The sequence below is a fragment of the Marinobacter sp. S6332 genome (assembly GCF_023016045.1).
GTDB lineage: Bacteria > Pseudomonadota > Gammaproteobacteria > Pseudomonadales > Oleiphilaceae > Marinobacter.
On the sequence record NZ_JALKAP010000001.1, the window covers coordinates 123,359 to 145,976 of the forward strand.

At 53.8% G+C, this 22,618-nt stretch carries 20 protein-coding genes; 6 read left to right on the forward strand and 14 right to left on the reverse strand.

What is annotated here, in order from left to right; genetic code table 11:
- Window positions 1-160 precede the first annotated feature (160 nt).
- Window positions 161-1,246, forward strand: coding sequence for a DcaP family trimeric outer membrane transporter (locus MWU62_RS00605; protein WP_247112936.1), 1,086 nt, complete (start codon window positions 161-163; stop codon window positions 1,244-1,246).
- A gap of 109 nt (window positions 1,247-1,355) precedes the next feature.
- On the opposite strand, the gene MWU62_RS00610 is transcribed toward MWU62_RS00605, so the two are convergent.
- The 6 genes from MWU62_RS00610 to MWU62_RS00635 form a co-directional block, all read right to left on the reverse strand.
- Complete coding sequence (locus MWU62_RS00610; RefSeq protein ID WP_247112937.1) at window positions 1,356-2,336, reverse strand: nitronate monooxygenase family protein; 981 nt, start codon at window positions 2,334-2,336, stop codon at window positions 1,356-1,358.
- 1 nt (window position 2,337) lies between these two features.
- A complete protein-coding gene (locus MWU62_RS00615) occupies window positions 2,338-3,447 on the reverse strand; it encodes a Zn-dependent alcohol dehydrogenase (protein ID WP_247112938.1) in 1,110 nt (369 codons plus the stop codon).
- Between the two features lie 196 nt (window positions 3,448-3,643).
- On the reverse strand, window positions 3,644-4,828 hold the full coding sequence (locus MWU62_RS00620) for an acetyl-CoA C-acyltransferase (protein ID WP_247112939.1): 1,185 nt from the start codon (window positions 4,826-4,828) through the stop codon (window positions 3,644-3,646).
- An 81-nt stretch (window positions 4,829-4,909) separates the two neighbouring features.
- Window positions 4,910-7,003: a 3-hydroxyacyl-CoA dehydrogenase NAD-binding domain-containing protein gene (locus MWU62_RS00625; protein WP_247112940.1), complete on the reverse strand. Its 2,094-nt coding sequence runs from the start codon at window positions 7,001-7,003 to the stop codon at window positions 4,910-4,912.
- Between the two features lie 151 nt (window positions 7,004-7,154).
- Window positions 7,155-7,949, reverse strand: coding sequence for an IclR family transcriptional regulator (locus tag MWU62_RS00630; RefSeq protein ID WP_247113284.1), 795 nt, complete (start codon window positions 7,947-7,949; stop codon window positions 7,155-7,157).
- A gap of 127 nt (window positions 7,950-8,076) precedes the next feature.
- Window positions 8,077-9,444: a hypothetical protein gene (locus MWU62_RS00635; RefSeq protein ID WP_247112941.1), complete on the reverse strand. Its 1,368-nt coding sequence runs from the start codon at window positions 9,442-9,444 to the stop codon at window positions 8,077-8,079.
- A 330-nt stretch (window positions 9,445-9,774) separates the two neighbouring features.
- Between MWU62_RS00635 and MWU62_RS00640 the strand changes: the two genes are divergently transcribed.
- From MWU62_RS00640 to MWU62_RS00660, 5 genes are read left to right on the forward strand one after another with little or no spacing between them, the layout of a single operon-like run.
- Window positions 9,775-10,944: an acyl-CoA dehydrogenase gene (locus MWU62_RS00640; protein ID WP_247112942.1), complete on the forward strand. Its 1,170-nt coding sequence runs from the start codon at window positions 9,775-9,777 to the stop codon at window positions 10,942-10,944.
- 32 nt (window positions 10,945-10,976) lie between these two features.
- Entirely contained in the window at window positions 10,977-12,173 is a 1,197-nt protein-coding gene (locus MWU62_RS00645) for an acyl-CoA dehydrogenase family protein (RefSeq protein ID WP_247112943.1), read from the forward strand.
- A 10-nt stretch (window positions 12,174-12,183) separates the two neighbouring features.
- Window positions 12,184-13,326 carry an acyl-CoA dehydrogenase gene (locus MWU62_RS00650; RefSeq protein WP_247112944.1) on the forward strand — a complete coding sequence of 381 codons (1,143 nt, stop codon included), beginning with the start codon at window positions 12,184-12,186 and terminating at the stop codon, window positions 13,324-13,326.
- Between the two features lie 5 nt (window positions 13,327-13,331).
- Entirely contained in the window at window positions 13,332-14,084 is a 753-nt protein-coding gene (locus MWU62_RS00655; protein WP_247112945.1) for a class II aldolase/adducin family protein, read from the forward strand.
- A gap of 13 nt (window positions 14,085-14,097) precedes the next feature.
- The gene (locus MWU62_RS00660) at window positions 14,098-14,550 is read left to right on the forward strand and encodes a MaoC family dehydratase (protein WP_247112946.1); all 453 of its coding nucleotides are present in this window, start codon (window positions 14,098-14,100) and stop codon (window positions 14,548-14,550) included.
- 30 nt (window positions 14,551-14,580) lie between these two features.
- Here MWU62_RS00660 and MWU62_RS00665 read toward each other — a convergent pair whose 3' ends face one another.
- The 8 genes from MWU62_RS00665 to MWU62_RS00700 all read right to left on the reverse strand — a co-directional run bounded on the left by MWU62_RS00665 (window position 14,581) and on the right by MWU62_RS00700 (window position 22,567).
- The gene (locus MWU62_RS00665; protein ID WP_247112947.1) at window positions 14,581-15,516 is read right to left on the reverse strand and encodes a 2-dehydropantoate 2-reductase; all 936 of its coding nucleotides are present in this window, start codon (window positions 15,514-15,516) and stop codon (window positions 14,581-14,583) included.
- The gene (locus MWU62_RS00670; RefSeq protein ID WP_247112948.1) at window positions 15,513-17,183 is read right to left on the reverse strand and encodes a long-chain fatty acid--CoA ligase; all 1,671 of its coding nucleotides are present in this window, start codon (window positions 17,181-17,183) and stop codon (window positions 15,513-15,515) included. Before MWU62_RS00670 ends, MWU62_RS00665 begins: the two co-directional genes overlap by 4 nt.
- Window positions 17,184-17,208: 25 nt before the next feature.
- Window positions 17,209-17,988 carry a 5'/3'-nucleotidase SurE gene (gene surE, locus MWU62_RS00675; protein WP_247112949.1) on the reverse strand — a complete coding sequence of 260 codons (780 nt, stop codon included), beginning with the start codon at window positions 17,986-17,988 and terminating at the stop codon, window positions 17,209-17,211.
- Window positions 17,985-19,049 carry a phosphotransferase gene (locus MWU62_RS00680; RefSeq protein WP_247112950.1) on the reverse strand — a complete coding sequence of 355 codons (1,065 nt, stop codon included), beginning with the start codon at window positions 19,047-19,049 and terminating at the stop codon, window positions 17,985-17,987. The genes surE and MWU62_RS00680 overlap by 4 nt, the downstream gene beginning before the upstream one ends.
- A gap of 66 nt (window positions 19,050-19,115) precedes the next feature.
- Window positions 19,116-19,883: an SDR family oxidoreductase gene (locus tag MWU62_RS00685; RefSeq protein ID WP_247112951.1), complete on the reverse strand. Its 768-nt coding sequence runs from the start codon at window positions 19,881-19,883 to the stop codon at window positions 19,116-19,118.
- 156 nt (window positions 19,884-20,039) lie between these two features.
- On the reverse strand, window positions 20,040-21,242 hold the full coding sequence (locus tag MWU62_RS00690) for an acyl-CoA dehydrogenase family protein (protein ID WP_247112952.1): 1,203 nt from the start codon (window positions 21,240-21,242) through the stop codon (window positions 20,040-20,042).
- A 75-nt stretch (window positions 21,243-21,317) separates the two neighbouring features.
- Window positions 21,318-21,773: a PaaI family thioesterase gene (locus MWU62_RS00695; RefSeq protein WP_247112953.1), complete on the reverse strand. Its 456-nt coding sequence runs from the start codon at window positions 21,771-21,773 to the stop codon at window positions 21,318-21,320.
- Entirely contained in the window at window positions 21,773-22,567 is a 795-nt protein-coding gene (locus tag MWU62_RS00700; RefSeq protein ID WP_247112954.1) for an SDR family NAD(P)-dependent oxidoreductase, read from the reverse strand. Before MWU62_RS00700 ends, MWU62_RS00695 begins: the two co-directional genes overlap by 1 nt.
- Window positions 22,568-22,618: the final 51 nt, after the last annotated feature.

Below are 22,618 nucleotides of genomic sequence, written 5' to 3' on the forward strand. Positions count from 1 at the left end.
ACCTACCCAAACGCACGCAGGCACCTGTATAAAAAAAGAAAAAGGCCTCATAGACATTCGTCTAACTAATCGACAAATTTATTTGAATTGTCATGAAATGGTAACTATCTTGACTGCGAGTCCTACAAAAATAATTGTCTAATGTGTGGAGACAACAATAATGCAAAGCAACAAATTGAGAATGGCCATTCGTGCGACCGCGGCTGTGGCAGTTTTGGGTGTGGCTGGTCAAGCGCAAGCTTTTGACTTCAAAGCAGGCGATGTCGATGCGAGTGTTTATGGCTACGCTCGGCTGAGCATGAGTTATGATATTGATGAAAATCTCGCCAGCGCCAACAATGTTCAGTCCGGTGATCCCAACACTATCGCTGGTGGCGATGTTGACGGACACTTTGGCGCCTCTGCAAATCAGAGTAGGTTCGGCATCAAAGCAACGAACGCCGACGGGGTAATGATGAATATCGAAGGCGACTTCGCATTTGGCTCGGGTCGCTTCCGTCTGCGTCACGGTTACGGCTCATACAATGGCGTTCTCGCCGGTCAGACCTGGTCAAACTACAACTCCTTCGTAGCCAGCACCCCAACGCTGGATTTCAACGGTGTAGTAGGCAACGCCGGTTACCAGTCACGTACTGCACAGCTCCGTTACACGACAGGGGCAATGTCTTTCTCCGTGGAAGATCCAAAATCTAGTGTCCCCTCCGGACGCGATAGCACTCCGGCGTTCACTGCCCGGTTTGAGAACAGCTCCGGCGGCATGGGTTTCTCCGCAGCTGCAGTGGTTAAGCAAAACTCTTACGACGACGGCACGAATGACGACTCAACCCTTGGCTTCGGAGTGTTTGGCGCAGCTAGCTTCGCAATTTCAGACATGTTCACCATCCGTGGTGCTTTAAACTACGTAGACGGCGCGACCAGCTATCTTTACCTTTCCGGTGGTTCCGACGCGGTTGTGCAGGGAACAAGTCTGGAAAATAATTCAGGCATGGGCGGAACTCTTGGTACCTCCATCAAGCTAGGCGGTGGCAGCAGCATTAACGTTGCGTACGGCATGACCACCCTGGATGATGAAAATCTGGCCGCTGGAGCTACAGAAGCCAACCAAAACCTCTTCGTCAACTACATGTGGACCCCAGTCAAGAACGTTATGATGGGTGTTGAGTACGGCTATCATGAGAATGAAAAGCAGAGTGGTGCTAGCGAAGACGCCAATCGCGTAATGTTCGCAGCCCAGTACAACTTCTAAAACGTACTGTTAAGCAAGTAACCATGCGCCCTGGTATCTTCCGGGGCGTATTTTTTTGGCCCTGTTTTATCTTACTTGTGGTGCAGAGGAGCCTTGCTTCCCGGAGGCGTTAGTCGCCCAAAAACCCTGTTAGGCGCTCACGAACAATCGACTCGGCCTCCTGCATAATGCGCTGGATCAGTTCATCGCACGTAGGGATGTCATGAATCAGCCCTGCCACCATACCGCAGCTCCAAGCAGCCTCATCCATTTTACCTTCCTGCAGCACAAGACGGCCTTTGGCGCCGGTGACCAGATGACGAATATCATCGATGGTGACAGTTTTTCCCTTTTCTTTTTCAATACGGATAATTTCTTCTACAGCAGCATTTTTCAGAACCCTTTCTGTATTGCGCAGGTTGCGCATGATCAGTCGGGTCTGCAGCTCATCCGCTTCGACAATCGCCTGTTTGACGTTGTCGTGAATCGGCGCATCTTTGGTGGCCAGGAAACGGGTGCCCATATTCATACCTTCTGCACCCAAAGCCATGGCTGCAACCAAACTTCGACCATCGGCCATGCCTCCAGAAGCCACAAAAGGAATCTTCAGTTCGTCAGCTGCTCGCGGTAGCAGAATAAAGTTCGGTATATCGTCTTCACCGGGGTGACCGCCGCATTCAAAACCATCAACACTGACCGCATCGCAGCCAATCTTTTCCGCTTTCAGGGCATGGCGTACAGAGGTGCATTTGTGAATCACCTTGATACCGGCAGCCTTGAGCTGGGGCATATACTTTTCAGGGCTACGGCCCGCGGTTTCAACGGCCTTTACTCCGCCATCAATAATCGCGTCGATATACTCGGGGTAAGGCGGCGCACTGAACGAGGGCAGGAAGGTAAGGTTCACGCCGAAAGGTTTGTCGGTCATTTCGTGACACCGGGCAATTTCCCGCGCAAGGTCCTCAGGCGTAGGCTGGGTAAGCCCGGTGATAATGCCCAAGCCGCCAGCGTTGGACACGGCGGATGCCAGCTCGGCGTAACCAACGTGGTGCATACCCCCTTGAATGATCGGGTGGCGTATGCCAAACATTTCAGTAATTCGGGTTTTCATTTTAGGGCTCCATCACAATTACGCCACGTGCATTTTTACCTGCCACCATGTCGTCAAAAGCCTGAGCGGCCTCTTCAATGGGATAGGTGCGCGTAACCAATTCGTCCAGCTTCAGCTTACCGGCTTTGTACAAACCGATGATGCGCGGAAAATCATATTGCGGGCGGGCCGAACCCAGCCAGCTTCCTTTGAGGGTGCGTTCGTCTGCAGGTAAAGTCAGTGTGGTTATCGAGGTTTTGTCTTTCGGGTCAGAGACACCTACAACAACAGCTGTGCCCCCTCGCCCTAGACTTTTATACGCCTGTTCAACAACTGCGCCTGCACCAACACACTCAAAAGCATAGTCCACGCCGCCAGTCAGCTTTTTAACGGCCTTCGCAGCATCCTCTACATCGTTAATATTGACGGTATGGGTCGCACCAAACTCTTTCGCCATTTCCAGCTTTTTAGCGTTGCTGTCCACGGCAACAATCATTTCTGCCCCAGCTGTGGCGCAACCCTGAATTGCATTAAGGCCGACGCCTCCAATTCCGAAGACTGCCGCACGGGAACCTGACTCCAACTGAGCGGTATTGAATACAGCGCCAACACCGGTCATTACCGCACAACCCACCAACGCGGCATTCTGCATGGGCACGGTTTTGTCGATTTTTACGCAGTTATCCACGTGCATGGTGGCGTATTCCGCCATCACACCACAGGCCCCGAATACGTTGAGCGGCTCGCCGTTGGCGTCTTTGGTTCTCACTGTGCCGTCGGGCAATGTAAACATGGCTTTGCGGGCGTTCTCGCACAGCACTGGCCGACCACGCACGCACTGGCGGCACTTGCCACACATGGAGATAAAGGAGCTGACGACGTGGTCGCCTTCCTGAAACTCGGTTACACCTTCGCCTACTTCAATGACGACACCGGCAGCTTCGTGACCGAGCACAAGGGGTGGCGGATACGGGATTTTGCCAGTGGTGGCGGACAAGTCGCTGTGGCATACGCCGCAGGCGGCGATTTTCAGGGTGATTTCACCACGCTTGGGGCCTTCAACCGTGATGGTTTCTACCTGAACGGGTTGGCCCCATTCGCGGCAGACTACAGCTTTGGCTTTTCTGTCCATGGTAAGTGCTTCCTGTTAGTCATCTGGAGGAGCTGAAACTTTGGGGGCTGGCCCAGAGGCGGGGTGCCTTTTCTTCTGGGAAAAACAACTCGCTGCGCTCAGACATCTTTTTCCCGCCAGAAAAGGCACCCCACCCCCGGACCGATCTGACACCTTAGTTTCACCTGCCTTTGCTGAGGCTACTGGCGTTCATTATTTACACAACTTCGAATAATCCAGCTGCGCCCTGGCCGCCACCTATGCACATGGTGACGACAACAAATTTGGCGCCACGGCGCTTGCCTTCAATCAGGGCATGGCCCGCAAGGCGGGAGCCAGTTACACCGTATGGATGGCCGATAGAAATAGAACCACCATTAACGTTCAGCTTTTCCATGGGGATGCCCAAACGATCACGACAGTAAACCACCTGCGACGCAAAGGCTTCATTCAGTTCCCACAGATCAACGTCATCCATGGTCAAGCCGTTGCGCTCCAGCAAGCGCGGAATCGCAAACACCGGGCCAATACCCATTTCATCGGGCTCGCACCCTGCCACTGCAAAACCACGGAAAATACCCATGGGCTCAATGTTGTGCTTTTCAGCATAAGTGCTGTTCATTACCGTGCACACAGAGGCACCATCAGATAGCTGGCTTGCATTGCCAGCCGTCACAAAATTGCCCTCACCACGCACCGCATTCAAACCCTGCAACCCCTCAAGCGTTGTGTTGGGGCGGTTACACTCATCACGCGTGAGAGTGACGTCTTTTTTACTGACTTCTCCGGTTTCCTTATTCTTCACCATCATCGTCGCGTCAAAAGGCACAATCTCATCATCAAACTTGCCCGCCTCCTGAGCAGCGGCTGTGCGCTGCTGGGAGATCAACGCGTATTCGTCTTGAGACTCACGGCTGACGTTGTAGCGTTGAGCCACAATATCCGCCGTTTCGATCATCGACATATACAGATCAGGCTTGTTCTTCATCAACCATTCATTGGTTGCATGAAAACTGTTGAGTTTATCGTTCTGAACCAGAGAAATAGACTCAACGCCGCCCGCTACCATTGCAGGCACCTTCTCGGAAACCACCCGCTGCGCTGCAATAGCGATCGACTGCAAACCAGAACTGCAAAAACGGTTAATCGACAGCCCCGCAGTCGTCACCGGCAAACCCGCTCGTATTGCCGCTAAGCGAGCGATGTTCTTACCCTGAGCACCCTCGTGGAAGGTCGCTCCCAAAATCACATCTTCAACAATCGCCGGATCAATACCCGCACGAGCCACCGCGTGTTTAATAACGTGCCCTGCAAGGTCCACACTGTGCGTGGCGTTCAAAGCACCACGGTAGGATTTCCCAAGACCTGTGCGTGCGGTAGAAACAATAACTGCATCTGACATAAACATTGCCTCGAAATAAAAGTGAAGTAGCGCCGGCCAGCCCCCAATGCACCAGACAAAAGGGGCCAGCCAATAACAGCCTTACAAGTCGCCGAACTTCTTGCCATCAGCCACCAACTGCTTCAGCAACGAAGCAGGCTTCCACTGCTCCCCTCCTACCGAAGCGTGATACTTCTCCACCGCAGCCAGAATCACGTCCAAACCAACCTGATCTGCCCAGAACATAGGCCCACCACGATAAGCCGGGAAGCCATAGCCATAAATCCAGACCACATCGATATCCAGAGCCCGGTCAGCTATTCCCTCCTCCAGAATCTTCGCCGCCTCATTCACCATCACATACATGCAACGCTCAAGAATTTCCTGATCCGTAATCTCACGGGAAGCGATGCCCTGCTCCTTGCGGAAATCCTCAATAATCCGCTCCACTTCAGGGTCGGGAATCGGCTTACGGCTGCCCTCTTCGTACTTGTAAACACCCGCCATGGTCTTTTGGCCCAGACGGCCTTGCTCAGCAAGCTTATCCATCCAGCTAGGCGGGACGTTTTCGCCAGCGGTACGCAGCTCTTCACGAATGCGGTAACCCACATCAATACCGGCCAGATCCGACATGGCAAACTGTCCCATGGGGTAACCGAGATCAGTTAGTACCTTGTCGACCTGCTGCGGTGTAGCCCCTTCGTTAACCAGCGCCATGGCTTCAGTGCCGCGCTTGTGCAGCATACGGTTGCCCACAAAGCCGTGACAGTTGCCAACCAAAACACCTACCTTCTTGATTTTCTTAGCAACGGCCATCACGGTCGCCTTCACCTCATCAGAGGTCTTGCTGCCACGAACGTTTTCCAACAGCCTCATTACGTTGGCCGGGCTGAAGAAGTGCATACCCACAACGTCTTCCGGGCGCTTGGTGGCAGAGGCAATTTCGTCAATATCCAGAGTGGACGTGTTGGAGGCCAGAATGGCTCCGGGCTTACAGGTGCTGTCTAGCTTCGCGAAAATCTCTTTCTTCACCGCCATGTTTTCAAACACAGCCTCGATCACCAAATCCACGTCTTTGAAATCGTCATAATCCAGGCTGCCGGTGATCAGTGCCATCCGGTCGTCCACCTGCTTCTGGGTGATACGTCCTTTTTTGGCAGAGTTCTCGTAGTTCTTGCGGATAATACCCAGCCCTTTGTCCAGAGCTTCCTGTTTCATTTCAACGATGGTGACGGGGATACCGACGTTGGCAAAGTTCATGGCGATGCCACCACCCATGGTGCCTGCGCCGATAATGCCAACGCTGTTTACGTCACGTACCGGTGTGTCCTTCGACAACCCTTTCACTTTGGAGGCTTCGCGTTCCGCAAAGAAAGAATGAATTTGTCCTGCCCGTTGCGGCGAGTTCATACACTCTACAAACAGCTCGCGCTCTCGTTTTAAACCTTCCGGGAACGGCAGGTTAAAGGCCGCCTCAACAGCATCCACGCACTTGAATGGGGAAAACTGACCTCGGGCCGTTTTTTGCAGTGACGCGCGGAATTGCTCGAATACGTCGCTGCCTTTATCCGCCGCGATCTTGTCGGTCAGGTCCCTTACCCGGCGTACAGGCATGCCCTCATCTGCAACTTTTTGGGCGAAGGCCATGCCAGCCGCTTTCACATCCTTGCCTTCATCAACGGCGTCCACAATACCGAAGCTCAGTGCGTCCTTGGCTGATACAAACTGGCCTGTCGTGATCATCTCCAGCGCTTTCTGAGCCCCCGCCAAACGCGGTAAACGCTGGGTGCCACCAGCGCCAGGCAGGAGGCCGAGCTTTACCTCCGGCAGACCAATTTTGGCACTGCTCAGCGCAACTCGATAATGGCAACCCAGAGCCGTTTCCAGCCCACCACCTAGAGCTGTGCCATGAATCGCAGCAACCAGCGGTTTGTCGCTGTTCTCATACTGCGCAACCACCGAGGCCAACCCCGGCTCCTGCATAGGCTTACCAAATTCGCGTATATCAGCACCTGCTATAAAGGTGCGACCCTCGCACACCAACAAAAGTGCCTTGGCATCAGAATCCTTTTGCCCCTGTTCCAGCGCGGCAATCAAGCCCGAACGCACCGCGTGGCTGAGCGCGTTGACCGGCGGGTAATCCACTGTAATCACGCCAACATTGCCTTCACGACTGTAAGTTACGACTTCAGACATAATCTCTTCCTCGCTTTATATGGAATTTAGTTTTAACAAGCGAAATATCTGTACGATTTAATACAAGTTCACTTAGGGTTTCAACCACCATTTAAACTCGCCCACAAAAAAACCGCAGGAGGGCATCCTGCGGTTTTTTTACGTGGGCGCTTTAAACGCCTAGCGATTCTATGTCACTCGCCAGCATGGCCAACTGGTGTGCAATCGAGTCGCGAAGCTTCTCCGCAGGCACCAAGTAAGACGGAGCAGCGCAGGTCAACGCCATGGTTGTTCCGTCCTGCAGATGAACGGGAACACCTGCAGAATTAATATTGCGATCCCATTCACCGAGTGAAAGACAGAAGCCGTACTTATTGTAGTCTTCCATGGCGCGATCCAAACCTTCCTTTTTCTCGGGCCAGACTTCCGGGCCATATTTTATCGCCATCGCGTCATCAATTACCTTTCGTCCTTTGTCTGAGATTGCGCAGTAATAGGCCCGGCCCGCCGATGTGGTCGCCAATGGCAGCTTCTTACCTATATCCATTCGCAGCAACGAAGCTTCCGGCGGTAAACGGTTTTCTACATAGATCATGTGCAGGCGATCACGGCAAGTCAGGCCTATAGACATGTTGTTGTGGCGCGCAAATTCATCCATGTAAGGCTTGGCCAACTGGCGAACTTTCAGATTGGACACATACGCATAACCCAACGCGAGTACACCGGAGCTAAGCTGGTATTTTTCCAGCTGGGTGTTGTAACTCAGATACCCCAGCTTGGTCAGCGTGTAGGTCATACGGGATACGGTCGGCTTGGGTAGACCAGTAATCCGGGCAATATCCTGATTACCAAGAATGACAGAGCCTTGGCTGAACGCACGCAACACATCCAGACCACGGGACAGCGCCTCGACGAACTTACGATCCTTCTCCGGCTTCACCGGTTCGCCGTCACCGGAGGCTGCCATGAGTTCCGGTGAAGTGGTTTTTGCTTTGGGCATAGTGTGGCGTCCTCCAACAACGTCGCCTGCTCCCGAGTTCCGGGGGATCAATTTCATGTATATAAAGTGAGCGGCATTTTAATCGCTGATGAACTCAACTACCACTAACTCCGGGCAAGACAAGCATTTCCAAAGCTAATAGCGCCAGTAACAGCGGCACAGCAATCAACACAAACACGCCATTCCAGCGGAATGCCACCACCCAGCGCGGAACCTGACCAAAGCGGGCCAGCAGCATTACTGATGGCCCGAACGGTGAAAGCATCATCGCCAGTGAAAAGCCGATAACCAGCGCAACGGATATCAAAATCGGATCCATGCCTTCTGCCATCAGCTGCGGCAGCAGCCCCGCCTGAACACTGAGCACCGTAATCGGGATAATCCCGATGGTTGATAATAGTGGCAGGCTCAACATACCAACAACGGCGAGTACCCACATTCCGCCCGAAGAGGTTGCAAGCCCGCTCAGGGCATCCGCCGGAATCACGCTGGACACTGACACCCCCAAAATCGCCGAGGCAGCAAAAATCGCCATTTCATTGTTCATGGCCGACACCTGAGTCACACCCTCCTTGAGTACCACTCCAAGCGATCTTTCCTGCCACATCATATAAAGAAGCGTAACCGAGGGAACAGTCATCATGGCGGCAACAGACACTTTGAAATCGGTCAAAGCGACGATCATTGCCATTATGAAAAAAACTGTCGCGACCAACCCCAGCAACTGCAACGTGCCAGCTGGCCAACGCTCCAGAGCTACACGCTCGCTGCTTACTTGCCGAAAGCGGCGCTGCTCCAGAAACCAACCAACGCCTATCAGCACCACGGACGCCGCAAGGCCATAAGGTAGCAGCATTAGCCAGGTTAACTCGGGCAGTTCTTTAGTCAATATCGCTACTGCCACACTGGTCGGCGCCACCAAAGGCACCAGTGCAAAACCGCGTAGCGCGCTGATCAGAACACTGCGCAGCCATTGCAGGCGAGATTCGCCGGTAATTCCGCGCTCTCGCAGCGTGTCCGAAAGGCTGCCGCACAGCAGGTTCATCATGCCGAAACTCAATACCGATGCTATGCCACAGCTAACAACTGCGTACTTGGGATACAGCCAAAGGGTGCGCCCCCCCAGCAGGACATCGTGGATCCGGCGCAGAACCTCAAACCGCCTAACCAAACACTGCATCATCCCAAGACTGCCAAGAAAAGCAGCGTAAAAAGCCGCATCAGCCGACGCCTTAACCAACTTGTCTATACCCAACTGACCACGCACAAACAGCCACGCTGTGACCGCCAGAGAAATCAGCAACAACACGCGGGAATAACCTTGTAAGCGCCCACCCGCCCACAGAAAACAAAAAATGAACAATACGCCCGCGATTGCACCGAGCTGAATGCTTGAAAAGCCGATAGCAATCAGCTCGATCAATACCGCCAAAGGTAACAGCCAGCGATCTGCTGTACTCATACTTGCATAGCCTTTGGCAGGATCACATGGATAGACGAGGTCTCTGCTTGCATTTCACACACACCCGGATTAGTCTTTTGCTCAGCCATTACAAAACTAAGTTTCGCTGAATGAAACTACACTAGCGCAAATAACAAGACAACCCGGTATTTATTTGCAGTGGGTTTTCGTTAACTCAGACGGGATTAATGCGAAGTTTGCCGCTCAGGTTCTCGGATGTACCACTAGACTGACTATGAGCCCTATCGATAGGCCCGGCTGACCCCGAACGGAGGTCGCACTGCCACTGTGATTGAACGGGTTAAAACTGTTTTTAATGAGGAGAAAAACATGGCTTCTGCACCTTGGAACGACCTGCTGCAGCTTGAAAAACAGCTGGATGAAACCGAACGCCAGATCCGGGACAGCATTCGCGGCTTTTGTGATCAGCGCCTAATGCCCGGCATTGTCGAGGCCAACCGTCACGAAAAGTTTGATCGGAGTATCTTCACTGATATGGGCAATCTCGGCATGCTGGGCGCCACCCTGCCGGAAGAGTACGGCGGCCCGGGCCTTAATCACGTCTGTTACGGACTGATCGCTCGTGAGGTGGAACGTGTGGATTCTGCCTACCGCTCCGCACTGAGCGTTCAATCTTCACTGGTTATTCACCCGATTCACGCCTTCGCTAAGGAAGCCCTCAAAAAGCGCATTTTGCCTAAGCTTGCCTCCGGCGAATGGGTGGGCTGTTTTGGCCTGACCGAGCCCAACCACGGATCTGACCCGGCTGGCATGGAAACCCGCGCCAAAAAAGTCGACGGCGGCTACCTGCTGAGCGGTTCCAAAACCTGGATCACCAACTCTCCTATCGCAGATATATTCGTGGTTTGGGCCAAACTGGACGGCAAAGTAAACGGCTTTGTTATCGAGCGTGAAGGCGCCAAAGGTCTGGAAACGCCAAAGATTGAAGGCAAATTCTCGCTGCGCGCGTCTGATACCGGCTCTATCTTTATGGATGAGGTGTTTGTACCAGAAGAAAACAAGCTCGACGTAGAAGGTTTGAAGGGCCCCTTCAGCTGCCTTAACAAAGCGCGCTTTGGCATCAGTTGGGGTTCACTCGGCGCAGCCGAATTCTGCTGGCACGCAGCCCGCAACTACACTCTGGAACGCAAGCAGTTCGGCAGGCCCTTGGCTGCCAACCAGTTGATCCAGAAAAAACTGGTTGATATGCAAACCGAAATTACTCTGGGCCTGCAGGCCGCCTTGCAACTGGGCCGAATGATGGACAGCGGCGACGCGACGCCGGATGCAATCTCCCTACTCAAGCGCAATAACTGTGGCAAGGCGCTGGATATCGCTCGCGTTGCCCGCGATATGCATGGCGGGAATGGTATAGCTGACGAGTACCACGTAATCCGTCACGTAATGAACCTCGAAGCGGTGAACACATACGAAGGCACTCATGATGTCCACGCCCTGATTCTTGGCCGTGGCCAAACCGGTATTGCAGCATTTAGCTGAAGCCCAACCGCCCAACACGACGAGGCTACCCAATGAATATGAACTACACCACTGAGGAGCTCGCTTTCCGTGACGAAGTGCGAGCGTTTCTGGATGAAAAACTGCCGGCAGATATCGCCGCCAAAGTGAAAGGCTTCCGTCATCTGTCCAAAGAGGACCATCAGCGCTGGCAGAAGATTCTCAGCGCTCAGGGCTGGTACGCTTCACACTGGCCTGAAGAGTATGGCGGTGTGGAGTGGACGCCCGTCCAGAAACACATCTGGGATGAAGAATCCTGCCGCTATGGCGTGCCCCGCTCTGTGCCCTTTGGCGTAAACATGGTGGCGCCGGTTATCATCAAATTCGGGAACGACGAGCAAAAACATAAATACCTGCCTCGAATTCTCAGCGGTGAAGACTGGTGGTGTCAGGGTTACTCAGAGCCGGGCGCCGGTTCCGATCTGGCTTCCCTGAAAACCCGCGCCGTGCGTGAGGGCGACCATTACATTGTGAATGGCCAAAAGACCTGGACCACCCTTGGCCAATACGCCAACATGATTTTCTGTCTGGTGCGCACCAATACCGAAGTGAAAGCGCAAGCTGGTATCTCCTTCTTGCTGATCGACATGAACACGCCTGGCATTTCCGTGCGCCCGATCATCACTCTCGATGGTGAGCACGAAGTGAACGAAGTCTTCTTTGAAGATGTAAAAGTTCCGGTTGAAAATCTGGTCGGCGAAGAAGACAAAGGCTGGACTTACGCCAAGTTCCTCCTAACCTACGAGCGCACGGGCTTGGCCGGCATTGGCTTGTCCAAAGCTGCGCTGTCCCACCTGAAAGCACTTGCCTCTCGCCGCATCAAGAACGGTCGTCCGCTGATTGAAGATACAACGTTCAGCCAGCGCATCGCCAAGGTTGAAATCGATTTGATGGCAGCTGGAATCAGCAACCTCAGGATCATTGCTTCTGTTGAAGGTGGCGGCATGCCCGGCGCCGAAAGCTCCATGCTGAAGGTTAAAGGCACGGAAATCCGCCAGTCTATTAATGATCTGGCAAGAAGAGCCATAGGGCCTTACGCCATTCCGTTTGTGGAAGAAGAACTGAGCCATGATTATGACGGCGAGTTCCTGTCGGACGAAAACGCGGCCCCTCTCTCAGCTCAGTATTTCAATAACCGGAAGCTCTCGATTTTCGGCGGATCCAACGAGATCCAGAAGAATATCGTATCGAAAATGATTCTCGGGCTTTAAGGAGACGACCATGGATTTCCGACTCAATGAAGAGCAGCAAATGCTGCAGGACACCGTGGCCCGTCTGGTGCGCGGTGAATACAGTTTTGAAAAACGCCTTGAATTCAGTGAAACAGAAGCCGGGTTCAGCGTCGATTTCTGGAAGCAGCTCAGTGAGCTGGGCCTGACAGCCGTTCCTTTTTCAGAAGAGCTTGGCGGTTTTGGCGGTGGCGGCGTGGAAGTGCAGTCGGTCATGACCGAGCTGGGCCGTGGCCTTTGCCTTGAACCGTACCTGCAATCTGTCATTTTTGGCGGCGGCCTTATCAGCCACGCAGGCAACGATAGCCAGAAAGAAACCTGGCTGGGCGGAATTGCCAGTGGCGAACTGCAAGCAGCTGTTGCGCTTCAGGAACCCCAGAGCTTTTATGATCTGAACAATGTAGAAACCCGCGCCGAGAAAAAAGACGGCGGGTATCTGCTCAACGGCCGCAAGGCGGTGGTGATCGGCGGGCATTGCGCTGACGTTATTGTGGTTTCTGCGCGCACGTCTGGCGATGCGCGGGATTCTGGCGGAATCAGCCTATTCGCTCTGAAATCCGACACTGCCGGAATTGAACGCCGGGTGTACCCAACCATTGACGGCTCTAAAGGCTGCGACCTTATCCTGAACAACGTTCAGGTAGATGCCGATGCCCTGCTGGGTGAAGAAGGCAAAGCTGCCGAGGTAATTGAGTATCAGGCTGGCCGCGCTATTGCAGCATTATGTGCAGAAGCCGTGGGCGTTATGGAAGTCGCCAACGAGCTGACTCTGGATTACCTCAAGCAGCGCAAACAATTCGGCGTGCCTATTGGCAAGTTTCAGGTACTGCAGCACCGCATGGTCGATATGATGTCTGAACTTGAGCAGGCTCGCTCCATGGCTATTCTGGCCGCCAGCGTGGCGGACGAAGAACAGAGTGACGAACGCCGCCGGGTGCTAGCTGCGGCTAAAAACGTTATCGGCCACAGTGGCCAGTTCATTTCAGAGCAGGGCATACAATCCCACGGCGGTATCGGCATGACATGGGAATATAATTTTGCCCATTACGCCAAGCGTCTGGTCATGATCAACCACCAGCTGGGTGACGACGACTTCCATCTGGAGCACTACGCCTCTCTTTTGCAGGCAGGGTGAGCAACATGACCATCAACACCGAAGAAAAAGCTCTCAAAGCGGCGGAATGGCAGGTACGCAGCCAGCTGGCTGCAGCCTATCGCCTTGTCGCCCTGTTCGGATGGGATGACCTGGTATTTACCCACCTTTCCGCGCGGGTACCTGGGCCTGAACATCACTTTTTAATCAACCCTTATGGTTTGCTGTTCCACGAGATCACCGCCTCCTCTCTGGTGAAGGTTGATAGAGAGGGGCAAGTGGTGGAGTCCGGCGGCCTTGGCCGGGTAAACCCTGCTGGCTTTACCATCCACAGCGCTGTGCACATGGGGCGCGACGATGCAGGTGCCGTAATGCACCTGCATGCGCCGGACGGCGTGGCAGTTTCTGCCCACAGAGACGGCCTACTGCCCCTGAGCCAAACAGCCATGCTATGTCTGGCGCACCTGAGTTACCACGATTATGAAGGTGTAGCTCTTAATCTGGATGAGCGTGAGCGTCTGATACGGGATTTAGGGGATAAGTCCATGATGATGCTGCGCAACCATGGGGTTCTGACCGCCGGTAAAGATGTACCGGAAACCTTCACATACCTGTACTTCCTGATGAAAGCTTGCGAAATACAAGTTAAAGCACAAAGCTGTGGCCCAGTGTGGATGCCCTCAGAGCAGGCCATCAAAACGACTGCGGACCAGTCGCAATCTCTGAGCACCGCAGCGACGCTCACCTGGCCAGCACTGTTGCGGCTTCTCGATAGAAAAAACCCCGGTTACGCGGTGTGAGAGGGGGGGCTTAATGGAAATACAACTTAGACACCTGTCCGACCATAAAGGAAGCCTGAACTGCCACAGCCCATGGCTTACGATCACTCAGGAGATGATCGGGGCCTTTGCTGATGCAACGGGGGATCACCAGTGGATTCACATAGATGTGGAGCGGGCGAAGCGCGAGTCACCCTGGCAAAGCCCCGTCGCCCATGGTTACCTGACGGCATCCCTGATGTCCATGCTCAACCCTAAAGCACTGCGGGTAACTGGCACCAAGGCAACGATTAACTACGGACTGAATAAACTGCGTTTTCCAGCTGCAGTGCCAGTGAACTCTGAGATCCGCACCAACGTCGAACTGATCGACATTGTCTCGGTGGATGACAAAAGAACTCTGGCGACGTACAAAACCACTGTGGAAATAAAAGGCCAGAATAAACCGGCCTGTGTAGCAGAAAACCTCGTTATGTATGTGGTTTGAGCCAGACATCTCGGCGAGGCTTTTTAAACACTATTCCCGCCCTTCCAGAGCCGCGCGCATTTTCAGAGTCACCAGCACGGTGTTTAGATGGGGCACGGCAAGACCATGGCTCTCGGCTATCGTCACCACATTGCCCAATACCGCCTCCCGTTCAATCGGGCGGTCGTTCAGATAATCCAGCGCCATACTGTTCTTATAGGCAGGCATTTTGCGGGTGCTCTCAATGTTCTGGTCGATCAGCGCCTCATCCATTGGGTAGCCTTCCGCGGCAGCCACAGCCATCACCTCACGCATCATGGCCCGAATCAGCTCCTCACCGCCCTCGGTATCCAGAATAGTAAAAGTATCGGCTCCGTTGGCAACAACCGATAAAGGGTTGAACGGTGTATTCCATAGGCACTTGCGCCAACGCTCACCCACCACGCGCTCTGTCAGATCAATCTTGATACCGCCATCCATAAAGAGCTGGGATAAGGCCCGACAGTTGTCATCAACGCCTTCTGGATAACGCCCCATTACCAACTTACCGTATGCCTTATGCTCCACAACGCCTGATTCTGTGCGGCTTGCCGCAATAAAAGCTAGACAGCTTATTAGCGGATTATCCGGGTAAGCGTCGGCCAGCTCTCTCTCAATATCCAGTCCGTTTTCGATCAGAACCAAACAGGTTTTCTCACCCATCCAAGGTGCAACCAGCGCAACCCGGTCCACACCGGGTAACACCTTCACACACAGAATGAGAAAGTCCGGCGATTCGTCTGGCAAATCACTATCGCGGTATACACGATCGGGTTCGAAAGACAGGTCTCCAAGCGGGCTTGTAATGCGTATACCCCGGGTTCTGACCGCTTCATAATCTGAACGTAAAACGGTGCTTACCGAACAACCGGCTTTCTTGAGAATAGCACCGTAGAAGCTGCCGATAGCGCCGGCACCAATAATCAGAATGCTGGGTTTATCGCTCATAATTTCTCCGATCCTTTCCATTCTTCGTCCTGAAGCGCTCGCCACATCAACTTACCCGTGGGGGACTTCGGCAAGGTAGTCACAAACTCAACAAGGGTAGGTACTTTATAGACCGCCATCCTGTCTTTGCACCAACTGGTAATGTCCTCAACGCTGGTGCTGTCTTCTGCCTCCGGCTTCAGTACTATACAGGCCTTGACCGTTTCACCCCGCTTGGGATCCGGCGCCGAGATAATGCACACCTCATGAATGGCCGGGTGTTGATACATCAACCCTTCCACTTCCGAGGGCCACACCTTGAATCCGGATGCGTTAATCATTCGCTTGAGGCGGTCGACCATAAAGAAGTAGCCTTCTTCGTCGTAATACGCCAGATCACCAGTGCGGAAGAAACGCTTACCGTCGATTTCAACAAACGCTGCTTCGGTTTCGGCTGGTCGGTTCCAGTAGCCTAGGGTTACCTGCGGACCACAGGAAACGATCTCACCGGTTTCACCCGGGCCTTTCTCTTCCAAGGTATCCACGTCAACAATCCGGCTGTCCACATCAAACACCGGAATACCCAAACACTGGGCTTTGGGCTTCGCATTGGGATTAATGTGGGTTGCGGCCATGGTTTCTGACAGGCCATAACCCTCGATGTAGTTCAGGCCCGTCAGCTTTTTCAGCTTCTCCGCTACGGCGACCGGCATGGTCGCGCCTCCGCCACCAATCATATTAAGACTGGAGAGATCATATTTGCCGATATCCGGGTTAGACAGAAAGTCCACGGCCATAGTGACTATGTTGGTCCAGCCGGTAACCTTGTAGCGCTCAATGAGCCTAGAAGCGGTGGTGCGAGCCCAGCGGGTCATGATCACCGAAGTGGATCCGGCAAAAATCGGCCCGTTCATGGAGCCTGTCATCCCTGTTACATGGAAAAATGGCAGCGTAGCCAACTGTACGCTGTCTGATGTGCTCAAGTTCCAGAACACTCGATGTACCGCCGTGGCCATCACCGAGCGATGCGTGTGCATGCAGCCTTTTGGTGTGCCGGTTGTGCCCGAACTGTAAGGAATAACCGCCAGATCTTCCGGGCCGGCGGTATGCTCAGTCGGCCTGTGGCCCTCTGCCATAGCTGCTTCCCAGCTTACCAAGCCAGCACCATCATCCGACCATGCCGGGCTTGCGACTTCCGCTGGCAGATCCAGATTGGTGTCGGGCTTGATGTATGTGCTGTAAGAGGCCACCACAATCTGTTCGAGATTGGTTTTGTGCAACAGCGGCGCAATATGTTCAACCAATTCCTGACCCGCCAAACATACCGATGAACGAGTGTCAGAAATGAAGTGCTCCAGCTCTGCAGCCCTATTCATTGGGTTTACCGGGATTACAACAGCATCCGCACGCAGAATCGCGTAGTAGGAAATTACGTACTGAGGGGAGTTCTGCATATACAGCAGCACCCGATCACCCTTTTTTACACCCTGCGCCTGCAGGTAACCTGCCATGGCTTCCACCTCCGCCAGTAGACGGCGGTATGTGATAAGGGCGTCATAGAAAATAATAGCGGTGTGATCAGGGTAGCGCTGGGCCGATATATCCAGATTAGTAAACACACTAGTTTTCGGTAAAGTCATGGTCTTGGGCAACTCTTTCGGCCAGACCGCGTAGTGGCGTGTGAACATGATTATTATTCTCTTCAGGTTTAGATCAGTCTGCCAGCATTGCAGACAGATCAAATTCTTTCGTTTCCCCGGGCAGGGGGGCTTCATGCCGCAATGGCGTTATCGCAATCGCCCTATCTCTCAGCACAGCCACATCGGAGTCCGGCGCTACGATATGCCGCGAACTGCGATCAAACCCGAGCCACCAATATGGCAAGCTGCGAGAGTCCTGGCCGGCTTGCAAGCGGGCTTTCTGTATCGAACCGCTTGACTGTTCACACCAGCGCGCGGAGACAATATCCCCAACCGCGCAGGCGGGAAAATTAACGTTCCAGGCTCGCGTTTCACCCGGCTGCCAAAGCTTACGGATCAACGTTTCACCAAAATGCTCGACAGGTGCCCAGTCGATACCGTCCCGGGACAAAAAAGCCTGACTCAAGGCAATGGCGGGAATGTTCATGTGCTGAGCACTCAGCACAGCACCCACTGTTCCCGAATACTGTACCGAGTCACTGATGTTGGCGCCGCAATTAACACCAGAAAGCACAAGATCCGGAGGCGCTTCACTGAACCATTGTGCCAGCGAATAGTGAACGCAATCTGCCGGAGTACCAGAAATCGCAAAGCGCTTCTCCCCGGTTTCGTACACCCGCAACGGGTGATGAATGGAGATGCTCTGGCCTGCACCACTGCGATCATGCTCAGGAGCAACAACCCAAACCTCTTCCGCCAGATTGCGGGCAATCTGTTCCAGCCTCGCCAGCCCCGGGGCATTAATGCCGTCGTCGTTGGTGATCAGAATTCGCCGTACCATGGGGGTTGTCATACTCGTTCACCTGCACTCGCAATTGCCCAGCCTGTTTCAGCCAACAGGCTCGCTCGCTCGCCCACTTCCAAAGCGTTGGCGTTGGCAGCATTACCGTCGAGCGCGCGCTTGTAGACCCCTTGAAGGATAGAAGCCAACCGAAACAATGAAAACGCGAGATACACGTGCCAGTCTGCAATGCTGTCACGCCCAGTTTTAGCGCAGTAGCGAGCGATGGTTGCCTGCTCATCCGGTATACCCAGTGCCTCCAAATCCTCTCCAAGAAGCCCGCGCATACCCGGCAGGTCTGAGGGCAGGTGGTAAGGCAGACAGTAATAGGCCAGATCCGCCAGCGGGTGCCCCAGAGTGGAAAGCTCCCAATCCAGAATAGCAATAACCTCCGGTGTGTCCGGCGCCAGCATCAGATTTCCAAAACGGTAATCGCCATGGGCAATGGCACATTCATCGGTCGACGGCAGATTTTCCGGTAACCAAGCCATCAATTTATCCATGGCAGGCATGTCGCCAGTTTTTGCCGCCAGATACTGTTTGCTCCAGCGCGAAACCTGACGTGCCACATAACCCTCCGGCCGCCCATAGTCGCCAAGGCCAACAGCATTTACGTCCACGGAATGCAGCCCAGCGAGCGTATCGATGGCAGAGTGATGAGCTCGCAATCGCTCCTCGCGATCCAGCTCTCGTAGAGCAGAATGGCTGACAATACGGCCTTCCAAAAAGTCCATCACGTAGAATGGTGTACCAATAATCTCACTGTCCTCACAGAGCATCCTAACGGCAGGGACTGGCACGCTGGTTTGCTCGGACAAGGCACGCATCACTTTGTATTCGCGCTCCACCATGTGGGCGGAAGGTAGGGTTTTTCCCGGTGGTTTTTTGCGCAAAACATAGCGGCCGCTGTCGGTTTCCAGTAAAAACGTTGGGTTCGACTGACCGCCCTGAAACTGTTTCACCGACAGTCGACTACCAATCTCTGGCAACTCCTTTTGCAGCCAGACCAGAAGTCTGGACTGATCGAATTTATGTGCTGGTAAAACGTCCACCAATTCCGGCTTCATACTCATTGCTCGCCTCAGCCTTCTTTAATCTTTATGTGCCGCCGGCCTCACCGCCACTCGCGAGGCCCTGTTTCAACAAATAGTTTCGCCGCCGTCGGCTACAATGGTTTGGCCGGTTATGTAAGCACTGGCTTTGGTTGACAAAAATACCGCCAGACCAGCGATATCAACCGGATCGCCAATTCTTCTTAAGGGTGTTTTATCTTCTGCGCGCTTCACGCGAACAGGGTCTTCCCAGAGCGCTTTGGCGAAGTCGGTTTTGATCAGGCCGGGGGCTATACTATTTATACGCACGCCTTTCGGCCCCCACTCCACAGCCAGATTTCTCGCCAGTGCGGCTTCTGCTGCCTTGGACACTCCATAAGTACCAATGGTGGTGTTACCACGGATTCCGGCAATGCTGGACAGCATCACAACAGCGCCCTCGCCTTGCTCTGCCATCTGAGGCAGCACCATGTTGGTAAGCCAGAAGCTACCTTTAACATTGGTGTCCATGATCTTGTCCCAGGCCTCGTCGGTCATTTCCGAGGTTGGGCCATAAACGGGGTTAGTAGCCGCGTTGCAAACCAGCACGTCGATCGTGCCCCAAGCTTCGTTGGTTTTGTTTACCAAATTCTGTAGATCGTCTTTTTTACCTACGTGGCAGGGTATGGCCATTGCCTCGAAACCTTGCGACTTCAGCTCATTCGCTACCTGCTCACAGGCGTCGGCTTTGCGACTGGAGATAACAACTTTCGCGCCCAGCCGGGCCATTTCTTCGGCAATTGAACGGCCGATGCCTTTGGTTGAGCCTGTAATCAGGGCTACCTTTCCGGTCATATCAAAAAGCGGGTTGTTCATAACTCGATCCTCATGCACGGTGCTTGGAGCGCGGGCGGGAAGAGCGTTCAGGGGATGCCAAAAACAGGGATGTTTTTGACAAGCGTACAGGGACGTATTCACAGCGTGCCCCTGAACGCTCTTCCCGCTCGCGCCTCCTCAAAGGTTTCGGTCTGATTACCGGTACTGGCGCAATTCAATCTTGGCCACAGAATCCAGATGTACCTCATCCGGGCCATCGGCCAAACGCAATGTCCGAACCTTCGCCCAAGCTGACGCAAGGAAAGTGTCCTGACTCACACCTGCACCGCCATGCACCTGAATAGCGCGATCAAGCACCTTCAAAGCCATGCTCGGAGCAATCACCTTAATCATGGCAATCTCCTGACGGGCTACCTTATTACCTACGGTATCCATCATATGCGCAGCCTTCAGCGTCAGCAGTCGCGCCTGCTCGATTTCAATACGACTGCGGGCAATATCCTTACGGATAGAGTCAAAGCTAGACAGAGGCTTGCCAAATGCCTCGCGCTCATTGGCACGCTTGCACATCAATTCCAGCGCTCGCTCAGCAACACCAATAGTGCGCATGCAATGGTGAATACGACCAGGCCCAAGGCGACCCTGAGCAATTTCAAAGCCACGCCCCTCACCCAGCAAAATATTGCTAGCAGGAACCCGCACATTTTCATAATGCACTTCTGCGTGGCCATGGGGTGCGTGATCGTAACCAAACACAGTTAAGGGGCGAATCAGTTTTACACCGGGCGCATCCAGAGGTACCAGAATCATGGATTGCTGCTGATGCTTAGGCGCCGCCGGATCGGTTTTTCCCATCACGATGGCAATTTTTGCCGACGTCGTCATGGCACCAGAGGACCACCATTTTTTGCCATTGATCACATACTCATCGCCTTCGCGACGAATTTCACAAGCAATATTGGTCGCATCTGAAGAAGCCACATCCGGCTCGGTCATAGAAAAACAGGAACGGATTTCACCCGCCAGCAAGGGCTTCAGCCACTGCTCCTGCTGCTCTTCATTACCGTATCGGGCAATGGTTTCCATATTGCCGGTGTCCGGCGCGGAGCAGTTGAATACCTCCGGAGCCATTTCAGAACGGCCCATAATTTCGCAAAGGTGGGCGTATTCAAAGTTGGTCAGCCCGGCCCCCAGATCGCTCTCAGGCAGGAACAGGTTCCAGAGACCCTGAGCCTTCGCCTTTGCCTTCAGCTCCTCGATGATCGGAACCGGCGCCCAGCGGTTCTCTGCCTTTTCTATCTGCTCATGATGCTTATGTTCGTTGGGGTAAATATGAGCATCCATGAACTCAGTCAACTGCGCCTGCAGCTTTTTCACTCTATCTGATAACTCAAACATAGCTTATTCCTCTTTGATACAGACTCATTGACCAGCCTTCACAGCCGATCGGGTTTTTGTTTTGTAGACTGAAAATCAGATTGGGACGCCTTCCGGCTTGTCACTGCCAGACCGGATTCGGAATGTGCCCTCGGCAATGGCGAGCAGGTTGCCTTGGTCGTCAAGGACTTCGCCGGTGCTGTTGAAAATCCGGGTTCCCCCAGCACGCTTCCGCCCGGTCACCCGAATGGTGCCGCTGGAGCATTGGCCGGTGAACGTCGTAGTCAGAGACAAGGTAATGGCTTTACGCATCCGCCCCGGGAAGGGGCAATGTGTGCCAGCCTGAGCCATGGCAATATCAAGTAGCGAGGTAAGCACGCCACCGTGAATGACTCCACCCAGATTCAGGTGCCGGGGTTGCAACTCGAGTTCAATAACCGCTTCATTTTCTTCCCAGCTGGCCTGACGGTAGCCCAGCAAGTTGTGGAAGCCCGGCAACTCCGTGCCATCAACATAGGTTCGATCAACAGAAGGAAGCTCGTGCTTACTCATTACACTTTCATTCCCGGCAGGTTTAAAGAGGCCGTGTTGCCACCATCCACAGGCAGCGCCTGCCCGGTGATATAGCTGGCATCATCACTGGCAAAAAACAGAATGGCCGCCGCAATTTCTTCCGGGTCGCCGTAGCGGCGGAGTTCGCAGCGAGCGCCCAGTTTGTGGGCTTTTTCATGAGCGCGGGCATAATCAAATATCGGTTTTGTCATGCCGGTCTCGACCAGACCCGGGCAAACGGCGTTCACGCGAACATTGTCGGCACCAAGATCACACGCAGCGGTCATGGTGAGGTTTATCACGCCAGCCTTGGAGGCGCTGTAAGCGTTGCCTCCTGCGCCGGAACGGATACCGGCAACCGACGCTGTATTAATAATGGAACCGAGTTTGCGAGCCTGCATGTGAGGTGCAACATGCTTTATGAGCAACATGGTGCCAATGAGATTCACGGACAGCACGCTGTCCCATTCGTCGAACTCGTTTTCAGTGACCGGCGGATGACCCTTCCCTGTACTAGCAATACCTGCGATGTTGCACAAAATGTCAATTTTCCCGAAAGCCTTGATCGTCTCGCTTACCAGATCCTTTACCTGAGTTTCATCGGCAACGTTGACGATGCGCCTGCGGTGCTCAGCACTTTCTGGCATCTGGTTCCCGGTTTCCACCAGACCCGATTCGGACGTATCCGCCATGACGACTCGGGCACCTTCGCGGGCCAGCCTCAAAGCAGTTGCGCGCCCTATACCACTGCCAGCACCGGTAACAAGTGCTACCCGATTCTCAAAACGCTCCATTCCGCTGCCCCTTCGTGACTCTGATTTTATTATTGCGCTAACGGTTTTGCT

Coding starts and splice junctions, on each gene's coding strand:
- MWU62_RS00670 (WP_247112948.1), bottom strand. CDS start 17,183: ATGTTCACACGCCACTACGCGGTCTGGCCGAAAGAGTTGCCCAAGACC.
- MWU62_RS00700 (WP_247112954.1), bottom strand. CDS start 22,567: ATGGAGCGTTTTGAGAATCGGGTAGCACTTGTTACCGGTGCTGGCAGT.
- MWU62_RS00680 (WP_247112950.1), bottom strand. CDS start 19,049: ATGAGTATGAAGCCGGAATTGGTGGACGTTTTACCAGCACATAAATTC.
- MWU62_RS00690 (WP_247112952.1), bottom strand. CDS start 21,242: ATGTTTGAGTTATCAGATAGAGTGAAAAAGCTGCAGGCGCAGTTGACT.
- MWU62_RS00615 (WP_247112938.1), bottom strand. CDS start 3,447: ATGGACAGAAAAGCCAAAGCTGTAGTCTGCCGCGAATGGGGCCAACCC.
- MWU62_RS00650 (WP_247112944.1), top strand. CDS start 12,184: ATGGATTTCCGACTCAATGAAGAGCAGCAAATGCTGCAGGACACCGTG.
- MWU62_RS00625 (WP_247112940.1), bottom strand. CDS start 7,003: ATGTCTGAAGTCGTAACTTACAGTCGTGAAGGCAATGTTGGCGTGATT.
- MWU62_RS00640 (WP_247112942.1), top strand. CDS start 9,775: ATGGCTTCTGCACCTTGGAACGACCTGCTGCAGCTTGAAAAACAGCTG.
- MWU62_RS00655 (WP_247112945.1), top strand. CDS start 13,332: ATGACCATCAACACCGAAGAAAAAGCTCTCAAAGCGGCGGAATGGCAG.
- MWU62_RS00645 (WP_247112943.1), top strand. CDS start 10,977: ATGAATATGAACTACACCACTGAGGAGCTCGCTTTCCGTGACGAAGTG.
- MWU62_RS00635 (WP_247112941.1), bottom strand. CDS start 9,444: ATGAGTACAGCAGATCGCTGGCTGTTACCTTTGGCGGTATTGATCGAG.
- MWU62_RS00660 (WP_247112946.1), top strand. CDS start 14,098: ATGGAAATACAACTTAGACACCTGTCCGACCATAAAGGAAGCCTGAAC.
- surE (WP_247112949.1), bottom strand. CDS start 17,988: ATGACAACCCCCATGGTACGGCGAATTCTGATCACCAACGACGACGGC.
- MWU62_RS00685 (WP_247112951.1), bottom strand. CDS start 19,883: ATGAACAACCCGCTTTTTGATATGACCGGAAAGGTAGCCCTGATTACA.
- MWU62_RS00605 (WP_247112936.1), top strand. CDS start 161: ATGCAAAGCAACAAATTGAGAATGGCCATTCGTGCGACCGCGGCTGTG.
- MWU62_RS00620 (WP_247112939.1), bottom strand. CDS start 4,828: ATGTCAGATGCAGTTATTGTTTCTACCGCACGCACAGGTCTTGGGAAA.
- MWU62_RS00665 (WP_247112947.1), bottom strand. CDS start 15,516: ATGAGCGATAAACCCAGCATTCTGATTATTGGTGCCGGCGCTATCGGC.
- MWU62_RS00630 (WP_247113284.1), bottom strand. CDS start 7,949: ATGGCAGCCTCCGGTGACGGCGAACCGGTGAAGCCGGAGAAGGATCGT.
- MWU62_RS00610 (WP_247112937.1), bottom strand. CDS start 2,336: ATGAAAACCCGAATTACTGAAATGTTTGGCATACGCCACCCGATCATT.
- MWU62_RS00695 (WP_247112953.1), bottom strand. CDS start 21,773: ATGAGTAAGCACGAGCTTCCTTCTGTTGATCGAACCTATGTTGATGGC.